Annotated in this window: 26 protein-coding genes and 1 pseudogene; 9 read left to right on the top strand and 18 right to left on the bottom strand. The window is 61.2% G+C overall.

The window, feature by feature from the left end:
• Window positions 1-30: 30 nt before the first annotated feature.
• The 3 genes from ACJ8HN_RS13090 to ACJ8HN_RS13100 all read right to left on the bottom strand — a co-directional run bounded on the left by ACJ8HN_RS13090 (window position 31) and on the right by ACJ8HN_RS13100 (window position 1,328).
• Window positions 31-531 (bottom strand): RNA polymerase sigma factor, encoded by a 501-nt coding sequence (locus ACJ8HN_RS13090; RefSeq protein WP_033637263.1) that lies wholly within the window; start codon window positions 529-531, stop codon window positions 31-33.
• Window positions 532-675: 144 nt separating this feature from the next.
• Window positions 676-876, bottom strand: coding sequence for a YaiA family protein (locus tag ACJ8HN_RS13095; RefSeq protein WP_004940491.1), 201 nt, complete (start codon window positions 874-876; stop codon window positions 676-678).
• Window positions 877-923: 47 nt separating this feature from the next.
• Window positions 924-1,328 carry a nuclear transport factor 2 family protein gene (locus tag ACJ8HN_RS13100; RefSeq protein WP_442523507.1) on the bottom strand — a complete coding sequence of 135 codons (405 nt, stop codon included), beginning with the start codon at window positions 1,326-1,328 and terminating at the stop codon, window positions 924-926.
• Between the two features lie 96 nt (window positions 1,329-1,424).
• Between ACJ8HN_RS13100 and ACJ8HN_RS13105 the strand changes: the two genes are divergently transcribed.
• Window positions 1,425-2,168, top strand: coding sequence for a helix-turn-helix domain-containing protein (locus ACJ8HN_RS13105; RefSeq protein WP_033647351.1), 744 nt, complete (start codon window positions 1,425-1,427; stop codon window positions 2,166-2,168).
• Window positions 2,169-2,204: 36 nt separating this feature from the next.
• Here ACJ8HN_RS13105 and aroL read toward each other — a convergent pair whose 3' ends face one another.
• From aroL to ACJ8HN_RS13125, 4 genes are all read right to left on the bottom strand, one after another.
• Entirely contained in the window at window positions 2,205-2,729 is a 525-nt protein-coding gene (aroL, locus tag ACJ8HN_RS13110; protein WP_033637260.1) for a shikimate kinase AroL, read from the bottom strand.
• A gap of 109 nt (window positions 2,730-2,838) precedes the next feature.
• Window positions 2,839-3,357 (bottom strand): GNAT family N-acetyltransferase, encoded by a 519-nt coding sequence (locus tag ACJ8HN_RS13115; RefSeq protein ID WP_442523508.1) that lies wholly within the window; start codon window positions 3,355-3,357, stop codon window positions 2,839-2,841.
• Window positions 3,358-3,410: 53 nt separating this feature from the next.
• Window positions 3,411-5,534 carry a TonB-dependent siderophore receptor gene (locus ACJ8HN_RS13120; protein ID WP_442523509.1) on the bottom strand — a complete coding sequence of 708 codons (2,124 nt, stop codon included), beginning with the start codon at window positions 5,532-5,534 and terminating at the stop codon, window positions 3,411-3,413.
• Between the two features lie 7 nt (window positions 5,535-5,541).
• A complete protein-coding gene (locus ACJ8HN_RS13125; protein ID WP_442523510.1) occupies window positions 5,542-6,642 on the bottom strand; it encodes an ABC transporter substrate-binding protein in 1,101 nt (366 codons plus the stop codon).
• Between the two features lie 215 nt (window positions 6,643-6,857).
• Here ACJ8HN_RS13125 and ACJ8HN_RS13130 point away from each other — a divergent pair.
• A pseudogene (locus ACJ8HN_RS13130) lies at window positions 6,858-7,318 on the top strand (GNAT family N-acetyltransferase).
• Here the strand turns inward: ACJ8HN_RS13130 and ACJ8HN_RS13135 are convergent.
• From ACJ8HN_RS13135 to ACJ8HN_RS13145, 3 genes are all read right to left on the bottom strand, one after another.
• The gene (locus tag ACJ8HN_RS13135; RefSeq protein WP_033647359.1) at window positions 7,319-7,876 is read right to left on the bottom strand and encodes a class I SAM-dependent methyltransferase; all 558 of its coding nucleotides are present in this window, start codon (window positions 7,874-7,876) and stop codon (window positions 7,319-7,321) included. It lies immediately after the preceding pseudogene.
• Window positions 7,877-8,117: 241 nt separating this feature from the next.
• On the bottom strand, window positions 8,118-8,402 hold the full coding sequence (locus tag ACJ8HN_RS13140) for a YdgH/BhsA/McbA-like domain containing protein (protein ID WP_033647361.1): 285 nt from the start codon (window positions 8,400-8,402) through the stop codon (window positions 8,118-8,120).
• A 371-nt stretch (window positions 8,403-8,773) separates the two neighbouring features.
• Entirely contained in the window at window positions 8,774-10,135 is a 1,362-nt protein-coding gene (locus ACJ8HN_RS13145; RefSeq protein WP_442523511.1) for an esterase-like activity of phytase family protein, read from the bottom strand.
• Window positions 10,136-10,561: 426 nt separating this feature from the next.
• On the opposite strand from ACJ8HN_RS13145, the gene aqpZ reads away from it, so the two are divergent.
• Window positions 10,562-11,257, top strand: coding sequence for an aquaporin Z (gene aqpZ / locus ACJ8HN_RS13150; protein ID WP_025301712.1), 696 nt, complete (start codon window positions 10,562-10,564; stop codon window positions 11,255-11,257).
• Window positions 11,258-11,314: 57 nt separating this feature from the next.
• On the opposite strand, the gene ACJ8HN_RS13155 is transcribed toward aqpZ, so the two are convergent.
• Window positions 11,315-12,085, bottom strand: coding sequence for a class I SAM-dependent methyltransferase (locus ACJ8HN_RS13155; RefSeq protein WP_039567018.1), 771 nt, complete (start codon window positions 12,083-12,085; stop codon window positions 11,315-11,317).
• 117 nt (window positions 12,086-12,202) lie between these two features.
• On the opposite strand from ACJ8HN_RS13155, the gene ACJ8HN_RS13160 reads away from it, so the two are divergent.
• From ACJ8HN_RS13160 to ACJ8HN_RS13170, 3 genes are all read left to right on the top strand, one after another.
• Window positions 12,203-12,988, top strand: coding sequence for a helix-turn-helix transcriptional regulator (locus ACJ8HN_RS13160; RefSeq protein WP_033647368.1), 786 nt, complete (start codon window positions 12,203-12,205; stop codon window positions 12,986-12,988).
• Window positions 12,989-13,113: 125 nt separating this feature from the next.
• A complete protein-coding gene (locus ACJ8HN_RS13165; RefSeq protein WP_442523512.1) occupies window positions 13,114-13,860 on the top strand; it encodes a DUF2076 domain-containing protein in 747 nt (248 codons plus the stop codon).
• A 96-nt stretch (window positions 13,861-13,956) separates the two neighbouring features.
• Window positions 13,957-14,505: a GNAT family N-acetyltransferase gene (locus tag ACJ8HN_RS13170; RefSeq protein WP_442523513.1), complete on the top strand. Its 549-nt coding sequence runs from the start codon at window positions 13,957-13,959 to the stop codon at window positions 14,503-14,505.
• On the opposite strand, the gene ACJ8HN_RS13175 is transcribed toward ACJ8HN_RS13170, so the two are convergent.
• The 5 genes from ACJ8HN_RS13175 to ACJ8HN_RS13195 all read right to left on the bottom strand — a co-directional run bounded on the left by ACJ8HN_RS13175 (window position 14,496) and on the right by ACJ8HN_RS13195 (window position 17,470).
• Window positions 14,496-14,747: a hypothetical protein gene (locus tag ACJ8HN_RS13175; RefSeq protein WP_025301707.1), complete on the bottom strand. Its 252-nt coding sequence runs from the start codon at window positions 14,745-14,747 to the stop codon at window positions 14,496-14,498. The genes ACJ8HN_RS13170 and ACJ8HN_RS13175 overlap by 10 nt on opposite strands.
• Window positions 14,748-14,833: 86 nt before the next feature.
• Window positions 14,834-15,286 carry a thiol-disulfide oxidoreductase DCC family protein gene (locus tag ACJ8HN_RS13180; RefSeq protein ID WP_442523514.1) on the bottom strand — a complete coding sequence of 151 codons (453 nt, stop codon included), beginning with the start codon at window positions 15,284-15,286 and terminating at the stop codon, window positions 14,834-14,836.
• Window positions 15,287-15,359: 73 nt separating this feature from the next.
• A complete protein-coding gene (locus ACJ8HN_RS13185) occupies window positions 15,360-15,689 on the bottom strand; it encodes a hypothetical protein (RefSeq protein ID WP_033653306.1) in 330 nt (109 codons plus the stop codon).
• A 154-nt stretch (window positions 15,690-15,843) separates the two neighbouring features.
• Entirely contained in the window at window positions 15,844-16,470 is a 627-nt protein-coding gene (gene ycaC / locus ACJ8HN_RS13190) for an isochorismate family cysteine hydrolase YcaC (protein ID WP_442523515.1), read from the bottom strand.
• A 118-nt stretch (window positions 16,471-16,588) separates the two neighbouring features.
• A complete protein-coding gene (locus ACJ8HN_RS13195; RefSeq protein ID WP_047569096.1) occupies window positions 16,589-17,470 on the bottom strand; it encodes a pirin family protein in 882 nt (293 codons plus the stop codon).
• A gap of 125 nt (window positions 17,471-17,595) precedes the next feature.
• On the opposite strand from ACJ8HN_RS13195, the gene ACJ8HN_RS13200 reads away from it, so the two are divergent.
• Complete coding sequence (locus ACJ8HN_RS13200; RefSeq protein WP_033637243.1) at window positions 17,596-18,504, top strand: LysR family transcriptional regulator; 909 nt, start codon at window positions 17,596-17,598, stop codon at window positions 18,502-18,504.
• Here ACJ8HN_RS13200 and ACJ8HN_RS13205 read toward each other — a convergent pair whose 3' ends face one another.
• Window positions 18,505-18,888 (bottom strand): VOC family protein, encoded by a 384-nt coding sequence (locus tag ACJ8HN_RS13205; RefSeq protein WP_033647378.1) that lies wholly within the window; start codon window positions 18,886-18,888, stop codon window positions 18,505-18,507.
• A gap of 2 nt (window positions 18,889-18,890) precedes the next feature.
• Window positions 18,891-19,673: a DeoR/GlpR family DNA-binding transcription regulator gene (locus tag ACJ8HN_RS13210; protein WP_033647381.1), complete on the bottom strand. Its 783-nt coding sequence runs from the start codon at window positions 19,671-19,673 to the stop codon at window positions 18,891-18,893.
• A 33-nt stretch (window positions 19,674-19,706) separates the two neighbouring features.
• Between ACJ8HN_RS13210 and ACJ8HN_RS13215 the strand changes: the two genes are divergently transcribed.
• Together ACJ8HN_RS13215 and ACJ8HN_RS13220 are read left to right on the top strand one after the other, a co-directional pair.
• Entirely contained in the window at window positions 19,707-19,997 is a 291-nt protein-coding gene (locus ACJ8HN_RS13215) for a hypothetical protein (protein ID WP_223307171.1), read from the top strand.
• On the top strand, window positions 19,939-20,463 hold the full coding sequence (locus tag ACJ8HN_RS13220) for a hypothetical protein (RefSeq protein WP_223307172.1): 525 nt from the start codon (window positions 19,939-19,941) through the stop codon (window positions 20,461-20,463). Before ACJ8HN_RS13215 ends, ACJ8HN_RS13220 begins: the two co-directional genes overlap by 59 nt.
• Window positions 20,464-20,487 lie beyond the last annotated feature (24 nt).

Below are 20,487 nucleotides of genomic sequence, written 5' to 3' on the forward strand. Positions count from 1 at the left end.
AGCGCGGATAAACCCGTAAAAAAATTGCCATTATTGTTCTTCCATCCGCGCCATCAGCCGCTCGAGCGCGCTGGCCAGGTGTTTTTCCACCGTGCTGAGCGACACGCCCAGCTGCGCCGCCACCTGCGCCTGGGTCAGGCCATCGAGCCGGTTAAGGCGGAAAATCTGCTGCGTGCGCGGCGGCATCCCCGCCAGCGCCTGTTGCAACAGTTGCAGCAATTGACTATCGATCGCCAGTTGTTCAAGCGCCGGTTCACCGGAGGGATACTGCGCCAGAATGTCGTCTTCGACCGCTTCGGTCTGCCGCCGCTGCTGCTGGCGCAGATGGTCGAGCATCAGGTTTTTGGCGGTTTTGTACAGGTAGGCCTCGATATCGAGAATATTACCCTGCGGATACTGCTCGGTCAGGCGGGTAAAACTTTCCTGCGCCAAGTCCGCAGCCAGCTGAGGGTCGCGCAGTTTGGCGTTCAAATAGGCTTGCAGCGGCCGCATATGGCGCAGAAACAGCGCCTGCAACTCGGAATTGGACATCTCTTTTCCCAGAAGTGAAACACCCAATAGGGGCGATAAAAATCACATAAATGATTATCATTATCAATATTGTTCTGGGAAATATGTGCTAAGGCGGGGATAAACGGGAAACCGGCCTGGCGCCGGTTTCCGCTGGGCTGCAGGTCAGAGCTCTAACGCCTCGTCCTCATAGCGATGCTTGGCGTCAAGCGCTTCCTGCTCGGTTTCATGTTCACTGAGCAGCGTATTCGGCTCAATGTCGTCGGTGCGCACTTCAAAACGGCGCAGATGCAGGTTCGGGTCGCCCCGAAACACCTCTACGACGCGGGCGCTCCGTGGATAAGCAGGTTGATCATTTTCGCGCATGCCGTTCTCCCGTGTGTTTCACACAGTAGCAAGTATAGCAGCCGCCCTCATTCCGACACGCGCGAGCCAAGATCGCGATCGCCGGGCGCGCCCGCCAGCAGCTCGGTCAGTTCGTCGCAGGCGCAAATGCGGCTCTCACGCACGGTGAAGTGCGCCAGCACCCGCACGCGGCTGCAGGAGCCGTCGCGCTTTTCCACCTCGACCAGATGGTGGGTCAGCACCGCCTCGCCCCGCTCCGCCGCCGCGATCACGCTCAGCGTCATGCGCCGGGTTTGCCGCTTCAGCAGCGCCATGTGTTGCTCAAACTGCTCGAAGTTCAGCACCTTGCCATCCACCTGCTGGCGGTAGTCTGCGCTGAAACGGGCGGCGAGCTGCGTCGGCCGGTGCTCCGGGCTGGCGACGACCTGCTGCAGCGTATCGAGCACCAGGTTCAGTGGGGTAAGTTGAGTCATCAGGTTTCTCCGAAATAGGGTGAACGGCGATCCTATCCCGGCCAGGCGATGGCATAATAGCCACATCAAGACTTTAAGTAACGTTAAACGGCCAATATGACGCAGATCCGCAGCCAACGCCTTCAGCATGAAAAAAAGCACCTGACGCCCTGGCACCGGCACGAAGGCGGCCAGATCTATCTCTTGACGCGCGGCATGCTGGCAATGGAACTCCCGGGCCGGCAATGGGCGATCACCGGCGGTACGCTGGGCTGGCTGCCGCCGGGATGCGCCCATCAGGCGCTGGCCTGCGGCGACGTGGCGGGTTGGAGTCTGTATCTGCCGGTGGAAAGCGTGCCGGAGATGCCGCAGCTGCCGCAGCTGTTTACGGCCTCTGCGCTGTTGCAGGCCCTGGTGGAGCGCATCGCGCAGTTCCCCGCCGGCCCGCTGAGCGCGCCGCAACGGCGGCTGCTGCAGGTGCTGCTGGACGAAATGCACGCGGCAAGCCGCGCGCCGTTACAATTGCCGCTGCCGCAGGACGCCAGGTTGCTGAACATCGCCCGGGCGCTGCTGAACGATCCCGCCAGCCCGCGCAGCCAGCGCGACTGGGCCATTTGGGCCGGGCTCAGCCCGCGCACCCTGAGCCGCCGCTTTCTGCAGGAAACCGGCATCAGCTTCGCGCTGTGGCGCCAGCAGGCGCGGGTATTGCGTTCACTGGAGGGATTATCACGCGGCAAAGCGGTCGGCGAGGTGGCCGACGCCTGTGGCTATGATAACGTCAGCGCCTATATCGCCGCCTTTCGTCGCCGCTTCGGCGTCACGCCCGGGGCGTACTTTGCGCCGGCTCGGCAAACGGAATAGGAAAACGGGCGCCCGGCGCCCGAAGAGAAGAAAGGGTTACTTCACCGTCTCACGCGGCAACACCGCGAGGATTTGTTCCACCACCCGCTGCGGATCGGCGGCGCCGTCTATCACGTAATGCGCGGCGTCCTGATACAGCGCTTCGCGCGCCGCCAGCACCTCGAGCATCTCCTCGGCGATCGGTCTGCCGGTGAGCGTCGGGCGCTGCGCATCTTCCGGGTACTCTTCCAACCGCTGCGCCAACACGCTGGCCGGCGCGCGCAGGTAGATAACGGTGCCATGCTGGCGCATAAACTGACGGTTCTCCTCCGCCAGGATCGCCCCGCCGCCGGTGGCAACTATAGTTGACGGCTTGGTCACGGTTTGCAACGCGATGGTCTCGCGGCGGCGGAACCCCAGCCAGCCCTCGCGCTCGACCATTTCCGCCACGCTCATCTGCGCCGCCTGCTGCATAAACAGATCGGTATCGACGAACTGATAGCCCAACGCCAACGCCAATGCGCTGCCTACCGTGGTCTTGCCGGCTCCGCGAGCGCCTATCATGAACAGGGTTTGTGTCATTACGGGTTGTCCCTTATGCGGTGACTTGAGTGCATTGCATACCAAAATACCGAGCGGGTGCGATGGCGTGGTGGCAGCATCATACCCTGCCCGCTCTGTATTTCAATATTTACGATAGTGTAAATTCCATGGCACAGCGACTGCCTGCGGCAAAGCCGTGCGCCAGATCCTCATCCAGGTGCCGCCGCAGAGCAGCCGTGAGCCGCGCGTCGTCGAGCGGCCGGAATCCCAGCCGCCGGTAGTAAGGCGCATTCCACGGCACCTCAATGAAGGTGGTGAGCGTCAGGCGGCCCGCGCCCTGCCGTTTGGCCTCTTGCGCCACCGCGCCGATCAGGCGACGGCCGACGCCCTGCCGCTGCCAGGTGCCGGCGACCGACAATTCGGCGATGTGCCAATCTTCCCCCTGAGCCTGCACGGCAATAAAACCGGCGCACTCGCCGTTGTCGCTTTCCGCCAGCCATTCACGGCGCTCGGCGATAAATGCGGCATGCTGCTGCGGGGGCATCACCTCGCCTTCGGCGATAAAGCGCCATTCCGGCTGCTGGCGAAACAGCTGCGCCGCCGAACGTTCAACCGCCATCAAGTGCACAATATCCCGCTGCTGCGCCAAACGAATCTGCAGGCTCATGGGTTCTCCTTAACGTTGGGGTGGTTATTTAAGCAAATTTCACCGCCCGTGGCTTAGAAATCGACACTGCCGCGCAGCACCACCTCACGCGGTTCCCCCACCGCCACGCGCAGGTTGCCGCCGCTGGACGGGTAGTAGGTTTTATCGAACAGGTTCTTCACGTTCAGCTGCCATTTCACCCGATAGCCGTTGATCGGCATGGTATAAGCGGCGAACGCATCGGCAACGGTGTAATTATCCAGGTAGAAGCTGTTGGCGGCGTCACCCGGGCGGCGGCCCACGTAACGCGCGCCGGCGCCGATGCGCACCTCATCGCCGCTGTACAGGCCCGGGCTGCCCAGATTCTGGGTCAGGAACAGCGAGGCGGTGTGGCGCGCCACGTTGGTCATCTCTTTCCCCTTGTTGTCCGGATCGTCCACCACCCGCGCGTCGGTATACGCATAGGAGCCGATCAGGCTCAGCGAATCGGTGAGATTGCCGGCCACGTCCAGCTCCACGCCCTGCGAACGCACGCGCCCGGCGGTGCGCGTCACGGTTTCACCTTCCACCAGCTCATTGACCATGACGTTGCGCTTGGTGATGTCGAACAGCGCCAGCGTGCCGGTAACGCCGTTCGGCAGCGCCAGCTTGCCGCCGACTTCCCACGACTTGCCCTGCTCCGGCGGCAGCGAACCAATTTGGGTGGCGATGGAAGAGTTCGGCTTGAACGATTCGGTATAGCTGCTGTACAGCGACACATAAGGCGTCAGCTTGTAGACCACCCCGGCGCGCGGCACCAGCTTGCTGTCCGAGCTGTCGGTATTGGTCTGGAACGGCCGCCCCTTGCCGGCATAGACGTCGAAAGCGTCGTAACGCAGCCCGCCCATCACCAGCCATTTATCGGTCAGTTGGATGGAATCCTGCATAAACCAGCCGTAGCTGGTGAGGTTTTCCCGCTGGTCGCTGTCTTTGGCGCTGACCGCGGTCGACGGCGGCATCAGGCCGTATACCGGATGATAGATATTGAAATCACTGTTCTTTTTACCGCGGATCATGTCGCCGCGGTAGGTGCGGTTATCTTCAAAATCGAAGCCGAACAGCATCTGGTGGTTGATGCTGCCCCAGTCCACGTCGCCATTGAGCGTCAGCTGCACCGCGTTGGCGTGGCTGACGGCGTTGGCGGTCGCGTCGGCCTGGCGGCTCAACACGCCGCTCTCCGGGTTCAGCGCCGTGGCGCGCGCCTGGTTGTCGCTGTAGCTGTTGCGGCTGTAGGCGTAGGTCAGTGAGCTTTTCCAACGCTCGTTGAGCGTTTGATCGATCTGCAGGGTAACGCTGTCCTGATCGCCGCGGGTGGCGTTATAGGCTTCGTCGAAACGGCGATCGCGCGGCGTATTCACCGGTTTGCCGGTACGCGAATCGATAATGGTGCCGCGATCGAACGGCACCAGATATTCCATATGTTCATAGGCCAAGCGCACGGTGGTGTTCTCGCCGTACCACATCAACGAGGGCGCGATCACCGTCTGGCGATTGCGGCCAAAGTTGCGCCAGTAATCGGTTTCATCGTGATCGACGATCATGCGATAGGCAAACCCCGACGTGCCGAGCGGCCCGGTAACGTCGAGCTGGCCGCCGCCGCCGTTGAAGCTGCTGCCCCAACCTTCCACGTGGGTATGCTGCTGCAGCTGGGGCTTTTTGGTGATCATGTTGATCATCCCGCCCGGCTCGCCCATGCCGTACAGCATCGAGGCCGGCCCCTTGAGCACCTCCACCCGCTCGGTGGTCGGCGTGAAGTTGCGCGCCTGTACCGAGCGCACGCCGTCGCGCAGAATCGAGCCGTCGCGGTTATCGCCGAAGCCGCGTTTCATTACCGCGTCCTGAGTGCCGCCCAGCGTGTTGGCCTGGGTAATGCCGCTGACGTTGTACAGCGCTTCGTCCAGGCTGCTGACCGCCTGATCGGTAATCACCTGCTGCGGCACCACGTCGATCGCCTGCGGCACGTTCAGCAGGCTGGTTTCGCTGCGGGTGCCGGTGACGCTGGTTAACGGCTGATAGCTCTGCACGCCGTCGGCGTCTTTGCGGCCAATCACTACCAGGCTTTCTTCTTTCGATGCGGCTTTTTCCGCCGCCCACGTCGGCGATGTTGCGCAGGCCGCCAAAGGCAATGCGCACCACCAGCCGAGCTTGTTGTTATTCATTATCTAACTAACTCCAATAGGTCCCTGAAAAAGGTAACGGCAAAAACTGCTGATACAGCTGTTGGAAGGTCTGCTGCGGGTTAATGTCGGCGAACAGATCCGGGTAAAACGCTTTGGCGAACATCTCGACCAGCACCACGTGGTACGGGCTGAGGTAAAAATTGTGCCAGACGCTCCAGGCGCGATGGTTTTTCACCGCCTGCAGGCTGGCCAGCATTGGCTGTTTGGCGATCAGCCGGCGGAAGCTGTCGGCGGCGTCCTGTTGGCTGACCTGCGGCCCAAGGCGCAGATCGGACAGCCGTTTGCCCTGTGGGCCGGCCATGCCGGTGGCGAGGTACACGTCGGGATTGGCGCTCAGAATGGTTTCCGGGTTCAGTTCGCCATACACCCCTTTCACGCTGGCGTTGGCGATGTTGTCGCCGCCGGCGAAGGTCAGCAGATCGCCAAGGTTGCCGTGTGCGGCGGTGGTGCAACAGGTATCGCGCCGCCCCAGATGCAGGTGCAGCATCACTTTGGGCTTCGCCCCCTGATAACCCGCCAGCCGTTGCCGGATCACCGCCATATGCTGCTGATAAAACGCGATGAACTGCTCGGCGCGCTGCCGGCGATTGAGCACTTCGCCCAGCAGCCGCACGCTCGGCACGGTGTTGTTCAGCAAATCGATGCGCAGATCGACGTAGATCACCGCCACGCCGGCCTTGTTCAGCGCGGAAACCAGCAGATCGTTGTCGCCGTCTTCACGCGCGTAGCGCGCCAGGATCACCAGATCCGGCTTCAGTTGCAGCAGGCTTTCGATGTTGACCTGGCGAAAATTATTGCCGCTGATAATGGGGATCGCGGCGATCTGCGGGAATTTCTGCGTATAGAGCTGCCAGCTTTGCGCGTCGAACCGCGCCAGATCCGCCGGCCAGCCGACGATGCGCTGCGCCGGGTTGCCCGGCTCCAGCAGCGCCAGCGTATACAGCATGCGGCTCTCCCCCACCACGATGCGCTGCGGGTTGTCCGGCACCACGACCTGGCGGCCAGTGATATCGGTCACCGTCTTCGCCTGAGCGGAAAACACGCCAAAGCACAGGGAAAGCAGCAGTAAAATGAGGGAATTGCGCATGATTGAACCGACACGGGGAATAGTGTGCGCATGATAATCACTCTCATTAGCACTTGCAATCCTGCGCCGCAATTGCCAAAAGAAATCCGGGAACGGCGCCGGGCGCGCGCCGAAACACCGCGAAACCGCTGAAAGAGCGGCTTTAAAAAGTTAAAAAAATGGCGGAAAAATCGGTTAAATAGAACGGAGAAACAGCAAAAAACCGGGAGATCACCATGACTCAACGCATCATTCCGCTGTCGGAGTGCCCGCAGTTTGCCGATGTGTGCGCCGCCTGGGCCTTCGGCCAGTGGGGCTCACAGCGCGGCGGAACGCTGGAGCGCACCCAGCTGCGCTTCGCCCAATGCAGCCGGCCGAGCGACGATCACCTGACATTGATGATGATCGATGGCGATCGCCCGGTGGGCATGGCCAGCCTGTGGCCCAGCGACGATCATCAGCGCCAGGATCTCACCCCGTGGCTGGCCGGCGTTTCGTGCATCCCGATCACCGCCGCAAGGGCATCGCCCACCGTCTGGAAATGGCCATCGTCGAGGCGGCGCGGCAGCGCCATCACTCGGTCTTGCATCTCATCACCGATAAATCGGAAGCGCTGTACGCCGGCTGGGGTTGGCAGCCTCTGGAACGCCGGCGGCAGTATGACGAAGACGTGGTGGTGATGGAGAAAACGCTGTAGCTAACGCGGCGTACAGACATACACCAGCGCCGGCGGGAAGTTGCGCACCACCCGCAGGCGCTTCCAGTGAAAATAGCGCGACAGCAATTTTTCCGACAGGTGGCTGTATTGGAACAGCACCAGCGTGCCGTTGCGCGCCAGCAGCCGCTGCCGGGCCTGCTGAAGAATGCGCACGCTGATCCTGACCGGGATCGACAGCAGCGGCAGGCAGGAAAACACCACGTCGTAATCCGTGGCCATCCGGGTCGCCGAATGAGCCATCACCTGCAGCCGCCGATCGTCTATTCCACGCAGCCGATGCACGAAATGGGGTTGGATCTCGAAAGCCTCCAGCGCCGCATCGGCGCGCATCCGCCCCAGAATGCGTTTGGTCAGTACGCCGTCCGCCGCGCCCAGCTCCGCGATCGACAACGCCCGGGTCCATTCAATCTGATTCAACATCGCCTGGCACAGCCACGGAGAAGAAGGCGCCAGCGTGCCGACGGTGCGCGGCGAAGCCATAAATTGCTGCAGGTAAGCGAAGTGATTCATCAGTTGCAGCCGGGTCGCATTTAACATTGAGGCCTCCTTGGGTTAAGCCCTCAATGTGAGCCGAATTTCTTAAGTAATCATTAACATGATTCCGAAAGCGGCGGACACAGTTGTAAAAAAATGCAACCTCAGCCGCGGTGGAAAAAGAAAAACGGTCGTAATAATGACCTGAAAATAAGCCGCTTATGCCCCGGCTGTTCAGATAATTATTACGACCGTTTATTTTATTGACCGCACAGCCGCGGCCAGAGGGTAAAAAAACCAACGCTTAGCGATAAATTTCCGCATTGCCGCGCCAGTTGCTGGAATCCCCGGGGGTATCCAGACCGATAATGCGGTAATGGCTGGCGCCGTCCGCCGCGGCTTTTTCTTTCAGGGCGGTGATGGCGTCATGCGGTGAGCCGCTAATGCCGGAAACCGACACTACGCCGACGCTTTGCAGATTGGCGGCCTGCTCGCTGTTGACCTGTTTCACCGACGACAGCGGCGCGGCGAAAGTGGAGAAGGAAGCGGCGGCGATCAATACGGCTGCGATGCTTGGGATAAGTTTCATGATTGACTCCAGGTGTTCTTGTTTATTAGCTCGTTGTCAGTGATGTTAATTATCCGCTAGCCAATGAAAACGGACGTCACGCAACGTAAAGAACATCAATCATTGTGAGGAGAATAAGGAGGAAGTGAGAGCGAGTATGTATTTTCAGGCAGGAATGACTTTACAGGCTTCACCTTACCCCTATTTGATGAACAATTAAAGACAGGACGAAAGAAAGAACGCGCGCCGCCGCTATTTAAGATTTTTTACCCGCCGAGGCGCGCTGAGCTACGCTGATTTTGACGGTGTGGGGGAGCATCTCGCGCGGCAGAACGCCGCAGCGGCACGCGGAAGCCTGAAGCAAAAGGGGGCGCTATCGCCCCCGATATCGGTCACTTCAAGGGGTGCGGCAAGGTGAGCACCCAGAGCTCGCTCAGCGACTCCGGCTGCTCCAGCGGGCGCAATTCGATGCGGGCGTCGGTCTTGTCGCCGTCGAGGCTCAGCCGCCCTTCCTTCTCCAGCTGGTAGTCGCCGATTTTCTTGCTCTTTGGCGACGCATCCACCAGCTTGGCCTGCAAGCCGAAATCGTTGTCGTTGATCACCGCCAGCCTGCGATCGTCGATCAGCGCCAACCCTTCGGCTTTCTCCTGGCGCCAGCCCAACTGGCGCAGATCCGCCACTTCCTGTTTCTGCGCCAGCTTCACGCCGCGTTTGGCGAGCTCTTTCGCATCGTCGAACTCCAGCGCTTTCCCCTGGTCGTCAAACGCGCTCAGATCGCTGGCCTGCGCGAGATCCACCAGATAGATCTTGTTGATCATTGTTTTATCTTTATCGCTTCCCTGTTCAATCAACAGGACGCGCTGGTTGTCCAACGCCACCACATCGCCAATCTTGGCGTCTTTGGCTTTTTTATAGCTGTCGATATCGATGGGATAGCCGTACATGGCGGTTTTGCCACTGCGCGGATCGAAGCTCACCAGCCGGATAAACTGCGCCTTGTTTTTGCTTTTGCCCTCGACATCCAGCGTGCTCTGCACCGCCGCCAGAATGCGCCCATCCGGCATTCGGGTCAGCCCCTCAAAACCGCGGTTGGGCTGGCGCCACTTCAGGATGTTCGGTAAACCGCTCGCCACCGCCTGCTCGCCGGCCTGCGGCGTTGGGCCGTATTTGGCGAGAATTTTGCCTTTGCCGTCGACATGGATCAGAAACGGGCCGTACTCGTCACACAGCCAATAGCCGCCGTTGCCGTCACCGATGATGCCTTCGGTATCCAACCCGCGGCGATCGCCGGACAGCGGTTGCAGCGCGTCATTCAACGCCACTTCGTTCGTGGAACCAATCAGCTCGCCCGGCAACGGCAGCCCGCTGATCGGCCCTTTTTCGTCATGCAAGGGCCGCGCATTCTCGGCCACGGCCTTGCCGCCGCCAATACGAATGTCCATCAACAGGGGCACGAATTGCGGATTGGCGAAAATCTTGGCTTCTTGCTTGCCCACCGCAGGGGCATCGGCATTCGGGCCGCGATCGGTCAGCGTCGTCAGCACCAGATCGTCGCCCTGCTTGCTGTTGAACGTCAGCCCTGAGCCGATCCCCACCGGCAGCCCCTGCGGGAAATTCTTGGCGAACGCCCCCTGATAGGCGACGCGTTCCCCGCCGGGAAAGCCGACCACATAACGCGCCACCTCAATGTCGGCAGCGTAGGTGAATACAGGAAACAGTGAAGCCAACAGCAGGGAGAGCGATTTTATTTTCATGATTTTTACCCGAGGTTGAATGAAGCGTTATCAGGCAGAAGAAGATATTAATTTAGCATGACACTTAGATGACAACAGGCCATTCGTCAAATGCACAATCGGTAATAAAGTTGGCTGGCAAATAGAAATTAGCAATTAACCTGAGCGTATTGAATGGGGAAAACCGCTGGAAAAAATCTCCAGAAAATAGCGTGTCATTTCGCTTAGGGTAAATTCTTATGGCAAAGATAAAAAAATCGGCAAACGCGCGCCGGCACGGGGAAAAACGGCGTTTTTCTCATAGACAAAATAAAATACCGGGGATTTAATACCGCCGTTATTCAAGGTGCATTAAGAAAATTCTATAGAATATCTGCATGAACTGAGAAAGCTGTTCTATAGTTTTTAGTGCTAACGCCCGTTAGTCAATTCCGCAGGATGGAATCTATGTCAAAGCGACTTTTTGCCGAATTTTTTGGCACATTTTGGTTGGTGTTTGGTGGTTGTGGTAGCGCAGTATTAGCAGCGGCATTCCCACAGCTGGGTATTGGTTTCCTCGGCGTCGCGCTCGCTTTCGGTCTGACCGTGGTGACGATGGCCTATGCCGTCGGCCATATTTCCGGCGGGCACTTTAACCCGGCGATCACCGTCGGCTTATTCGCCGGCGGCCGTTTCGCGGCGAAAGACGTGATCCCTTACGTGATCGCTCAGGTGATCGGCGGTATCGCCGCAGCGGCGGTGCTATATTTGATCGCCAGCGGCAAAGCCGGTTTCGACGCCACCGCAGGCGGTTTCGCCTCCAACGGTTACGGCGAACACTCTCCGGGCGGTTATTCTCTGCAATCAGCTATCGTGATTGAGCTGGTGCTGACCGCCTTCTTCCTGATCGTTATTCATGGCGTGACCGACAAGCGCGCGCCGGCAGGCTTCGCCCCGTTGGCGATCGGCCTGACGCTGACTCTGATCCACCTGATCAGCATCCCGGTGACCAACACCTCCGTCAACCCGGCGCGCAGCACCGGCGTAGCGATCTTCCAGGGCACCTGGGCGCTGCAGCAGCTGTGGGTCTTCTGGCTGGTGCCGCTGGTCGGCGGCATTATCGGCGGCCTGATCTACCGCTGCCTGCTGGAAGATAAAAAATAAGCGCATCGCAGCCGATAGCGTTTCGCGGGGCAGCCTTCATCGGCTGCCCCGTTGCTTTCAGCCCTTCGTCACTTCAAACATCATGATATCGCTGGTAAAGGAGCCGTCCGGCTGAATGGCGAAGTGCGCCGCCACCTCCTGCGACACGCTTTGCTGCAGCGCACGGATCGCGGTAACGAAATGCGCCGGCGTGCGCATGCGCGCCACCCAACTGCCAAACTCCAGCATCAACCGATCCGACGTCACCTCGCGGACCACCAGCCCGGCTTCGGTCAGCAACGTCAGCCACTCGCCCGGCGCATAGTTGCGCACGTGTGAGGTGTCGCGCAGCACTTCCACGGTTTGCAGATAGATATCCAACAGCGGATGCCCCGGCGAGACCACGTCCATAAAGATCGCTCTGCCGCCCGGCTTGAGTACCCGCCTGACCTCACGCAGCGCCTGGCCGACGTCGTGCCAGTGGTGCGCCGAATAGCGGCTGATGACCAGATCGAAGCCGGCGTCCTCAAACGGCAAAGACTCCGCCACGCCCTGCTGCAGCTGAATGTTGTTCAGGCCTTTTTCCGCCGCCGCCTGCTCCACCACCGCCAGCATCTGCGCCGAAAGATCGTAGGCCACCACCTGCGCTACCCTGGCCGCCGCCGTGAAGCTGGCATGCCCGGCGCCGCAGCCCAGATCGAGCAAGCGCGCGCCGGCGTGCGGTTCCAGTAACTGTGCAAGGCGCTGCAAATCCTTGCCCTGCGCGTGTACCGCGCTGGTTAAGTAGGCGTTGGCCTGCTCGCCGAACTGCCGGTCTACCGCGTTTTTATGGCTGTTGCTGATGCTCATGTTTGCTCCCGTTATTATCTGGCTTGCGCCTGTGCCTGAAGACTTTCGGCTACTATAATCAGGCTACTATACGGGTACAATATGAGCAGTTATCCTGGTATAAATAGGTACCACGCTATGTCATCAGAAGCCTTATCCGGGCCAAAGGCCCTCGGCGCGTTTCTGCGCGCACACCGCGAACGCATCACGCCGGAAATGCTCGGCCTGCCCAGTTCCTCGCGCCGCCGCACCAGCGGCCTGCGGCGCGAAGAGCTGGCGCAAATCAGCGGCATCAGCGCCACCTGGTATACCTGGATCGAACAGGGGCGCGAGGTGTCCATTTCCCCCTTCACGCTGGCGCGCATCGCCAAGGCGCTGCGGCTCGGCCCCGCCGAACGCCACTACCTGTTTACCCTGGCGCGCGTCGCCGATCCCGAGCAGGAAACTCACCGCGAAACCGCCAACGACGCGGTGCTGCAAAGCGTGCACCAGATGACGGTGCCCTGTTACCTGCTGGACGTGACCTGGAACGTCGTCGCCTGGAACCCGCAGGCGGCGGCGCTGTTCAGCGGCTGGCTGGATGTGGCCAACAGCCCCAACCTGCTGCACTTCATGTTCTTCCACCCGCTGGCGAAAACGCTGGTCAGCGATTGGGAAGAGCGCGCTCGCCGCGTGGTGGCCGAATTCCGCGCCGAAACCAGCCACCATCAAAACACCGAAGAGATGCGCGCCTTCGTGCGCAGCATGACGCACAACAGCGCGGACTTTAATCACTGGTGGAAACAGCATGACGTGATGGCGCGCGAAGGCGGCGAGCGCGCGTTCGAGCACCCTCAGCAAGGCGCGCTGCGCTATCGCCAGCTCACCTTCCACCCGGCGGAGCACGGCGGCCTGAAGCTGGTGATGCTGATCCCGCTGCCGTAATTGGTAACAAATTCATAGACAGGTTTACCCGTCATTTATTTATTGGTTCATGTAAACGCGCTAGGGTGATTGTTACCGATGACAACGATCATCCAGCACCGTTATTTATCTCCCGAGGTACGCCTATGCAATCCGAAGAACAACGCCTTATCGATGGTCTGTTTGGCCGCCTGAAAGAAGCCGAGACCAAGACGGGCCCACGGGATCTCCAGGCAGAACAGCAAATCAATCAGCATATTCGCGAGCAGCCTTCCGCCCCTTATTACATGGCGCAGGCGATGATCATTCAGGAAGCGGCGCTCAAGCAGATGGACCAGCGGGTCAAAGAGCTGGAAGCCCAGGTTGCGCAGCTGCAGCAAACCGCCAACGGCCAACAGAGCAGCGGCGGTTTCCTGGCCGGCCTGTTCGGCGGCGGCAGCCGCAATACGCCAAGCCCGCGTGAACAGTATCAGGCGCAGCAGCAAAATACGGCGGCCTGGAACAACGCGCAGCAGGGGGGCTACGCGCAGCCGCAGCAGCCAGCCTACGCCCAACCGCAGCAGGCGGCGCCTTCACGCGCCGGCGGCTTCCTGGGAGGCGCCTTGCAAACGGCGGCGGGCGTCGCCGGCGGCGTGGTATTGGCCGACATGCTAACCGGCATGTTCCGCCATTCGCAGCCGCAGGAAATCGTGAACATTTTCGAAGAAACCCCGGCGCCGCTGGACGACAGCGCGATGCGCAATTTCGACGCCTCCAACAACCTTGATACCTTCAACAGCGGCGACGGCGGCAGCTTCCTGAATCAGGACAACGGCTTCCAGAACGCCAACTACCAGGACGACCAGGACTACGCCGACGACGATTACAACGACGACGACGATTCCTTCCTGTAATGCCTCTCTCCCCCTCTCACCCGCAGAGGGGGGATTTCCCGTTTCGCCGATCTGGACTACAGTGAACGCTGTTCATTGATCCGGCCGGGAGAAACGATGCCGAGCTTTAATCCTTCAGCTCCGTACTTCAGCGAACGCCTGCAGATGCGGCCGCCGGTGATGGCGGACCTCGAACGTTTCTACGCCATCTTTGGCGATCCGCAAACCCAACGCTTCAACCCCGCCGGCCCGCTCACCAGCGAGGCGCAGGCCGCTTCGGCGCTGCAGGAGCGGCTCGCCGGCTGGCGGCAACACGGTTACGGCTCCTGGGCGCTCGCCCTGCGCGAACGGCCGGATTGGGTTATCGGGTTTGGCGGGTTGTCCTGGAAACCGCTCGGCGCGCAGCGCACCGTGAACCTCGGCTATCGCTTCGACACCTGCGTCTGGGGCATGGGGCTGGCCACCGAGATGGCGCGGGCTTCACTGCAATACGGGTTTGTCGGGCTGGGGCTGGGTGAGATTTCCGCCATTGTGCGCGCAGAGAATCAGGCTTCGTGGCGAGTGCTGGAAAAAATTGGCATGCAGCGTGTGGATACGCTGGATGACGTGCCCGGCGCGGCGCCGAGCCTGGTGTATACGCTAAAGTGCGGCGACTATCAGGGCTGATCGTCGCTGATTTTGGCCAACGCCATGCGGTAAGATTTGACCTTCTGACGCTTTTTCAGCCAGGTGGTGGTAGAAACGATGAACACCGCGCCCGACATCGCCAACACCCCGGTCGGGTGGCCGTAAAACACCATCAAGGCAAAATACACGGCGGAAACGATCGCCACCCATTTTGCCGTATTGCCCATGTCGTTCTTCTCCTGGGTCAAACGGCGGATGTGCTCTTCTTCACTGATTCCCATACGCGCTCCTTGTTGGCTGAACGTTCCATTATATGGAGCTGGAGTGTTGATATTTCAAGCGGTTGGATGGTAAAGAAGCGTAAAGCTCAGGCCGGCGGTTCCCGCCGCCGGGGCAGATAGCGCCCGGGCTGATCGGCGCCCGGCAGGCCGGTGCCGTCGTTGCGGCCAAACAGCCGGTAGCGATTGCCGGCGACCGCATCGTAGATCTTGTCCGCCAGCCGCGGCGGCAGGTAACGCGCCAGCGCCAGTACGCGGTACGGCCACCCCAATTGGCGCAGCGCCTGGAACAGCGCCGCCGAACGCAGCCAATAATGCCCCTGCTCAACATAGACCACGGAATCGAAACGATCGGTCGGCAACCCCAACGCCTGCAGGATCGCCTGCCCTTCGACGGATTGCACCGTCGCCAACAGAATGCGCCGCTGCCGATCGGCGCGAATAAGATACCTCACCAGCCCGTGACACAGATTGCATTCGCCGTCGAACAACAGCGCGCGATCGCCGGGCTGGAGATAGGGCAATGGTGATAAAGGGGTCATTCCGCCTCCCGTTAAACGCACGCCTTAGCCTAACGCGCCTTGAGCGTGCGAACCAGAGCGGGATGACGGCCCGTTAACGCGCAGGCGGGGCGTCCGGCACGGCGACCACCGCGACGCGCACCTCGTAATGTTTGGCGCTGCCCGCCGGGATCACCGCCGTCAGTTTATTGATGGTTTCCACCGGATTGTCGCTGGCCGAGGTGGCGCAGAACAGTTCGCCGCCGTGGCAGAACCCCGGCTTGGGCGGGTGCCCGCCCGGGAAAGGCGGCATGCGCATCGGCTCATCCGCCGCGGGCGGCACCGCTTTGGCCGCAGGCGCCTCGGGGGCAGATATCGCGCTCGCGCTGAACAACAGCGCCATGCCCATGCAGGGCAGCGCCAGGATCTTGATTGCTTGTTTCATTGAATTAGCCTCATTTGCCGGGTTCGGGATTACGCTACCCCGCTCCCGGCTAATGAGAAAGCCGCTTTTCGCTACCTTTTCGCCCCGCTACGTTTTGCTTACATCCCGCGTCTAACGTGATGAAAGGCGAAAGGCGGGGTAAAGTAGCGTCGCGTTACTTACCGTTTGTCAGCGTGTTATAGCTGGTCATCAGATTGCGGTAGTCCGGGATATGGTTGGAGAACAGCATGCCCAGGCCTTCGATGTCGTTGCGCCAGTCGCGGTGCAGTTCGCAGGCGACGCCGAACCAGGTCATCAGCTGCGCGCCGGCGGCTTCCATGCGGCTCCAGGCCGACTGACGCGTCAGCTCATTGAAGGTGCCGGAGGCGTCGGTCACCACAAAGACCTCAAAGCCTTCATTGAGCGCCGACAGCGCCGGGAATGCCACGCACACTTCGGTCACCACGCCGGCGATGATCAGCTGCTTACGGCCGGTGGCTTTTACCGCCTTGACGAAGTCGTCGTTGTCCCAGGCGTTGATTTGGCCGGGGCGGGGAATGAACGGGGCATCGGGGAATTGGGCCTTCAGTTCCGGCACCAGCGGGCCGTTAGGGCCGTTTTCGAAACTGGTGGTCAGAATGGTCGGCAGATTGAAGTACTTCGCTAAATCACCCAGCGCCAGCACGTTGTTTTTAAACCGATCGGGATCGATATCGCGCACCAGCGAAAGCAGCCCTGCCTGATGATCCACCAGCAATACGGCGGCCTGGTCCTTGTCGAGGCGTTTGTAGTTTGCAGTCATGGTTTTACTCCCGTGGGGGTTGATGTTGCGGATGAAGCGCCCCGCCGCTGGGACGGGGCGCTGAGGTCTAAGTGTAGCGCCTGAGCCGGGGAACGCTTCCCGGCTCGGGCGCCTGCGGTCAGCCGGCGCTCGCTTCAGCGTTCATGCTGCCGAACTTGCCGCTGTTGAAGTCGCGGAACGCCTGCTGGATTTCCGCGTCGCTGTTCATGACGAACGGGCCGTAGCCGACGATAGGCTCATCGATCGGTTCGCCGCTCAGCACCAGCAGCGCGACGTCGTTGTTGGCTTCGATAGTGATCGCATCCCCCGCCCGGTCGAAACGCACCATTTGGGTTTCGCGCACCACCTCTTCGCCGTTGACCAGGATCGCGCCGTGCAGCATCACCAGCGCCAGCGTATGGCCTTCTTTCACCGTCAGCGTGGTGGTGTGGCCGGCATTCAGCTTCATATCCCACACGTTGAGCGGGCTAAAGGTGCGTGCCGGGCCGGCGTGGCCGCCGAAGTCACCGGCGATCACCCGCACCTGCCCGGCGCCGTCCGCCAGCGGAACCACCGGAATATCGGCGTTCAGCAGCGTCTGGTAACCCGGCTCGGCCATTTTGTCCTTGGCCGGCAGATTGACCCACAGCTGCACCATTTCCATGGTGCCGCCCTTGCGCGAAAAGTCCCGCGAATGGAACTCTTCATGCAGAATGCCAGAGGCGGCGGTCATCCACTGGACGTCGCCGGGGCCAATCACCCCGCCGCTGCCGGTCGAGTCGCGGTGTTCCACTTCGCCCTGATAGACGATGGTCACCGTTTCAAAACCGCGATGCGGATGCTGACCCACGCCGCGGGTGCCGGAGGCAGAGCGGAATTTGGTTGGCGCCGCGTGATCCAGCAGCAGGAACGGGCTCATTTCCGCCCCCAAATCGTTATAAGAGAACAGCGAATTCACCAGGAAACCGTTACCGACCCAATGTGCTTCCGGGCTGTTGTGAATACCGAGGATTTTTTTCATCTTGAACTCCCGTTTCAGGCCTCACGGCCTTAAGTTGATGGCAGAAGTTTAATCCGTCGGGGTTTGCTGCAGTAGTAGGCAAGATGTACACTCAGCGTTCTACTGGTAGAACGATAAGGGATAGGATGCTGACCGATCTGAACGATCTGTTTTTCTTCGCCAGCGTGGTCGATCACCAGGGATTCGCCCCCGCCGGCCGGGCGTTGGGCATTCCCAAATCCAAGCTCAGCCGCCGCGTGGCGCTGCTGGAAGAGCGCCTCGGCGTGCGCCTGATCCAGCGCTCGACGCGGCGTTTCTCAGTGACCGAGGTCGGCCAAAACTATTACGCGCACTGCAAGGCGATGCTGGTGGAAGCGGAAGCGGCGCAGCAGGCGATCGAACAGACGCGCGCCGAGCCCTGCGGCACGGTGCGCATGTCCTGCCCGGTGGCGATCCTGCACACCCGCGTCGGCAGCATGGTGGCGGCCTTTATGGCCGACTATCCGAAGGTGACGGTGCATCTGGAAGCGACCAACCGCCGGGTGGATGTGGTGGGGGAAGGGTTGGATCTGGCGATCCGCGTGCGGCCGCCGCCGCTGGAAGACAGCGATCTGGTGCTGAAGATCCTGGCGCAGCGCACCTGGTGCGTCGCCGCCAGCCCGGCGCTGGTGCGTACCCTCGGGCCGGCGCACGCGCCGGAAGACCTGCGCAAATACCCGACGCTCGATCTCGGCCCTGCGCGCGCTCAGCACCAATGGCGGCTGACCGGCCCGCAGGGTGAACGGGTGGAGTGGGAACACACGCCGCGGCTGGTCACCGACGACATGCTGATGCTGCGCACCGCCGCCATCGCCGGCGCCGGCATCGTTCAGCTGCCGGCGATGATGATGCGCGACGACATGCTGCGCGGCGAACTGGTCCAGCTGCTGCCCGGCTGGCAGCCGCAGGGCGGCGTGGTGCATGCGGTTTACCCGTCGCGCCGCGGGCTGCTGCCGGCGGTAAGGCTGCTGCTCGATTATCTGGGCGAGCAGTTCACCAGCATCGAAGAGGAGTGATCAGGCGGTGATTTCAATCGCGTTGCCGTCCGGATCGCGGATGACGGCCTCGTAGAAGCCGTCGCCGGTCCAGCGCGGCGCGGACTGCAGGATGCCCTCCTGCTGCGCGCGCTGCGCCAACCGATCGACCTGCCGCTCATCCCCCAGCGACAGCGCGATGTGCGCCCAGCCCACCCGCTCTTCCTGGGCCTGCGCCGGCAACAGCGTCGGCACGCGCATGATCTCCAGCGTCGGCCCGGCCGCCAGGCTGACGAAGCGGGAAACAAACCCCGGCCGGTTGCGGCTGACGTACTCCTCGCCCGCCTCAGCGTTGAAATAGCGCTGCCAGAACGCCAGCTGCGCGTCGATGTCGCGGGTCCACAGGGCTACATGGGCTATTTTCATCATCATTCTCCGGTCGGTAAATCGCTGTGCCAAACCTGGCCGCCGCCCTGCGCCACCTGCAGCTCGAGCTGCGGGTGCGCGCCGCGCGCCGTCACCAGATGATCCACCCGCCCGGCGGGCAGGAAGGGGTAAGGGGCGTAGGTATTGAGTTTGTCGCGGGTACACAGCACCGCTACGCTGCCGGCACGGGTCAGCAGCCGCTTTTTGAACGTGGCGTCCTGGTAGCTCAGCGCGGAAAAGCCGCCGTCCGGGTCGTAGGCGCAGATGCCGGTGAACACCAGATCGAAATGGAAACCGTCTATCTCTTCCGCGGCTTTGGCGTCCACGCAGCCGCCAACCTGCGCATCCAGCTCGCCGCCGATCAGGATGGTGCGGAGCCCCGGCCGCTCCAGCATTTTACCGGCGATGCTCAATGCATTGGTCACCACCGTCAAACGCCGATCGCGCGGCAACAGATCCGCCAGATACAGATGGGTGCTGCCGGCGTCGAGGAAGATCAGTTGTTCTTCACCGATCAACCCCAGCGCGGTCTGCGCCAGCGCCAGCTTCTCATCGCCGCTGAGCGCCATGCGCGCCGCAACGGGACCTTCGGCCGGCGTCGGCGCCAGCGCGCCGCCATAGATGCGTTTGCACAGATTCTGCGCCGCCAGCTGGCGCAGATCGCGGCGGATGGTGGCTTCGGTGGTATTCAGCCGCTGCGCCATCTCCAGCGCCAGCACCCGCCCCTGTTGGCGAAGCGTGTCGAGAATGGCCTGGTGGCGCTCATTCGGTAGCAGTTTGGACATCGTGTCAATCCGGTGACGCTAAAGTGATCACAAATGTACACAAACAAACACAAACGTACAACCGTGAGCGAAAGAAAAATTGCCGGGCAGGATTTTCGCCTGCGGGATGTTGGCTATACTGAGGCAAGCGAAGTTACCGCAGACGTAACGGCTTGGACGCTAAGGGAAAACGATGTTATTGACGATCGCAAGGTGGCTGTTTCAACTCCCCGGGAAGCTGTTCGGGCTGATTTTCAAAAATCGCCTGAGGATATTTTTGTTCTTCATGCTGGTCGCCGTTGGGGTGCTCGGCGCCAAGCGCTATCTGCGCGCCCACCAATATGACGACGAGTTCAGCCTCGCCGCCCCCGCCGATTACAACCGCGCAATAAAGCGCGAAATGCCGCTGCGCGAGGCGCGTGAACAGTGCGGCGGGCCGCTGCATGACAATGCCGGGCAGCCGTGGCCCGCCTCAGCGGGTTATCTGCATCAGCCGACGCGGCTGCCCACGGCCGGTCTGCATCGGCTGACGCTGGATAATCAGGGCAACGATTTTGCGGTGCTGGTCAAGCTGGAAACGCCGACGGCGCCGCAGCAGCTGGCGGAAGTCTTTATTCCGCCCGCCGGCAGCTTCGAGGTGAAAATCAATGCGGACGCGGAACACGTGATGAAAATCAAGAACATCAAGACCGGCTGCATGTTCCGCTCCCGGCCATTCAACCTGGATAAACAGCGCGATTGGCGCATGCCGCTGACGCTACAAAAGGACGGCAGCCTGCAGCTGCAGTCGATAGGGGATCGCCAATTCTGATCGGGCGCCGGGCGGAAAAGCCGG

Source organism: Serratia sp. CY29653 (genome assembly GCF_052169255.1).
GTDB classification, from domain to species: Bacteria; Pseudomonadota; Gammaproteobacteria; order Enterobacterales; family Enterobacteriaceae; genus Serratia; species Serratia sarumanii.

Excerpts from the sequence above, each read along its gene's own strand:
- ACJ8HN_RS13200 (WP_033637243.1), top strand. The coding sequence starts at position 17,596 with ATGCTGACCGATCTGAACGATCTGTTTTTCTTCGCCAGCGTGGTCGAT.
- ACJ8HN_RS13185 (WP_033653306.1), bottom strand. The coding sequence starts at position 15,689 with ATGAAACAAGCAATCAAGATCCTGGCGCTGCCCTGCATGGGCATGGCG.
- aroL (WP_033637260.1), bottom strand. The coding sequence starts at position 2,729 with ATGACACAAACCCTGTTCATGATAGGCGCTCGCGGAGCCGGCAAGACC.
- ACJ8HN_RS13160 (WP_033647368.1), top strand. The coding sequence starts at position 12,203 with ATGTCATCAGAAGCCTTATCCGGGCCAAAGGCCCTCGGCGCGTTTCTG.
- ACJ8HN_RS13105 (WP_033647351.1), top strand. The coding sequence starts at position 1,425 with ATGACGCAGATCCGCAGCCAACGCCTTCAGCATGAAAAAAAGCACCTG.
- ACJ8HN_RS13120 (WP_442523509.1), bottom strand. The coding sequence starts at position 5,534 with ATGAATAACAACAAGCTCGGCTGGTGGTGCGCATTGCCTTTGGCGGCC.
- ACJ8HN_RS13140 (WP_033647361.1), bottom strand. The coding sequence starts at position 8,402 with ATGAAACTTATCCCAAGCATCGCAGCCGTATTGATCGCCGCCGCTTCC.
- ACJ8HN_RS13210 (WP_033647381.1), bottom strand. The coding sequence starts at position 19,673 with ATGTCCAAACTGCTACCGAATGAGCGCCACCAGGCCATTCTCGACACG.
- ACJ8HN_RS13215 (WP_223307171.1), top strand. The coding sequence starts at position 19,707 with ATGTACACAAACAAACACAAACGTACAACCGTGAGCGAAAGAAAAATT.
- ACJ8HN_RS13135 (WP_033647359.1), bottom strand. The coding sequence starts at position 7,876 with ATGTTAAATGCGACCCGGCTGCAACTGATGAATCACTTCGCTTACCTG.
- ACJ8HN_RS13125 (WP_442523510.1), bottom strand. The coding sequence starts at position 6,642 with ATGCGCAATTCCCTCATTTTACTGCTGCTTTCCCTGTGCTTTGGCGTG.
- ACJ8HN_RS13180 (WP_442523514.1), bottom strand. The coding sequence starts at position 15,286 with ATGACCCCTTTATCACCATTGCCCTATCTCCAGCCCGGCGATCGCGCG.
- aqpZ (WP_025301712.1), top strand. The coding sequence starts at position 10,562 with ATGTCAAAGCGACTTTTTGCCGAATTTTTTGGCACATTTTGGTTGGTG.
- ACJ8HN_RS13145 (WP_442523511.1), bottom strand. The coding sequence starts at position 10,135 with ATGAAAATAAAATCGCTCTCCCTGCTGTTGGCTTCACTGTTTCCTGTA.
- ACJ8HN_RS13155 (WP_039567018.1), bottom strand. The coding sequence starts at position 12,085 with ATGAGCATCAGCAACAGCCATAAAAACGCGGTAGACCGGCAGTTCGGC.
- ACJ8HN_RS13205 (WP_033647378.1), bottom strand. The coding sequence starts at position 18,888 with ATGAAAATAGCCCATGTAGCCCTGTGGACCCGCGACATCGACGCGCAG.
- ACJ8HN_RS13175 (WP_025301707.1), bottom strand. The coding sequence starts at position 14,747 with ATGGGAATCAGTGAAGAAGAGCACATCCGCCGTTTGACCCAGGAGAAG.
- ycaC (WP_442523515.1), bottom strand. The coding sequence starts at position 16,470 with ATGACTGCAAACTACAAACGCCTCGACAAGGACCAGGCCGCCGTATTG.
- ACJ8HN_RS13115 (WP_442523508.1), bottom strand. The coding sequence starts at position 3,357 with ATGAGCCTGCAGATTCGTTTGGCGCAGCAGCGGGATATTGTGCACTTG.
- ACJ8HN_RS13220 (WP_223307172.1), top strand. The coding sequence starts at position 19,939 with ATGCTGGTCGCCGTTGGGGTGCTCGGCGCCAAGCGCTATCTGCGCGCC.
- ACJ8HN_RS13090 (WP_033637263.1), bottom strand. The coding sequence starts at position 531 with ATGTCCAATTCCGAGTTGCAGGCGCTGTTTCTGCGCCATATGCGGCCG.
- ACJ8HN_RS13195 (WP_047569096.1), bottom strand. The coding sequence starts at position 17,470 with ATGAAAAAAATCCTCGGTATTCACAACAGCCCGGAAGCACATTGGGTC.
- ACJ8HN_RS13170 (WP_442523513.1), top strand. The coding sequence starts at position 13,957 with ATGCCGAGCTTTAATCCTTCAGCTCCGTACTTCAGCGAACGCCTGCAG.
- ACJ8HN_RS13165 (WP_442523512.1), top strand. The coding sequence starts at position 13,114 with ATGCAATCCGAAGAACAACGCCTTATCGATGGTCTGTTTGGCCGCCTG.
- ACJ8HN_RS13095 (WP_004940491.1), bottom strand. The coding sequence starts at position 876 with ATGCGCGAAAATGATCAACCTGCTTATCCACGGAGCGCCCGCGTCGTA.
- ACJ8HN_RS13100 (WP_442523507.1), bottom strand. The coding sequence starts at position 1,328 with ATGACTCAACTTACCCCACTGAACCTGGTGCTCGATACGCTGCAGCAG.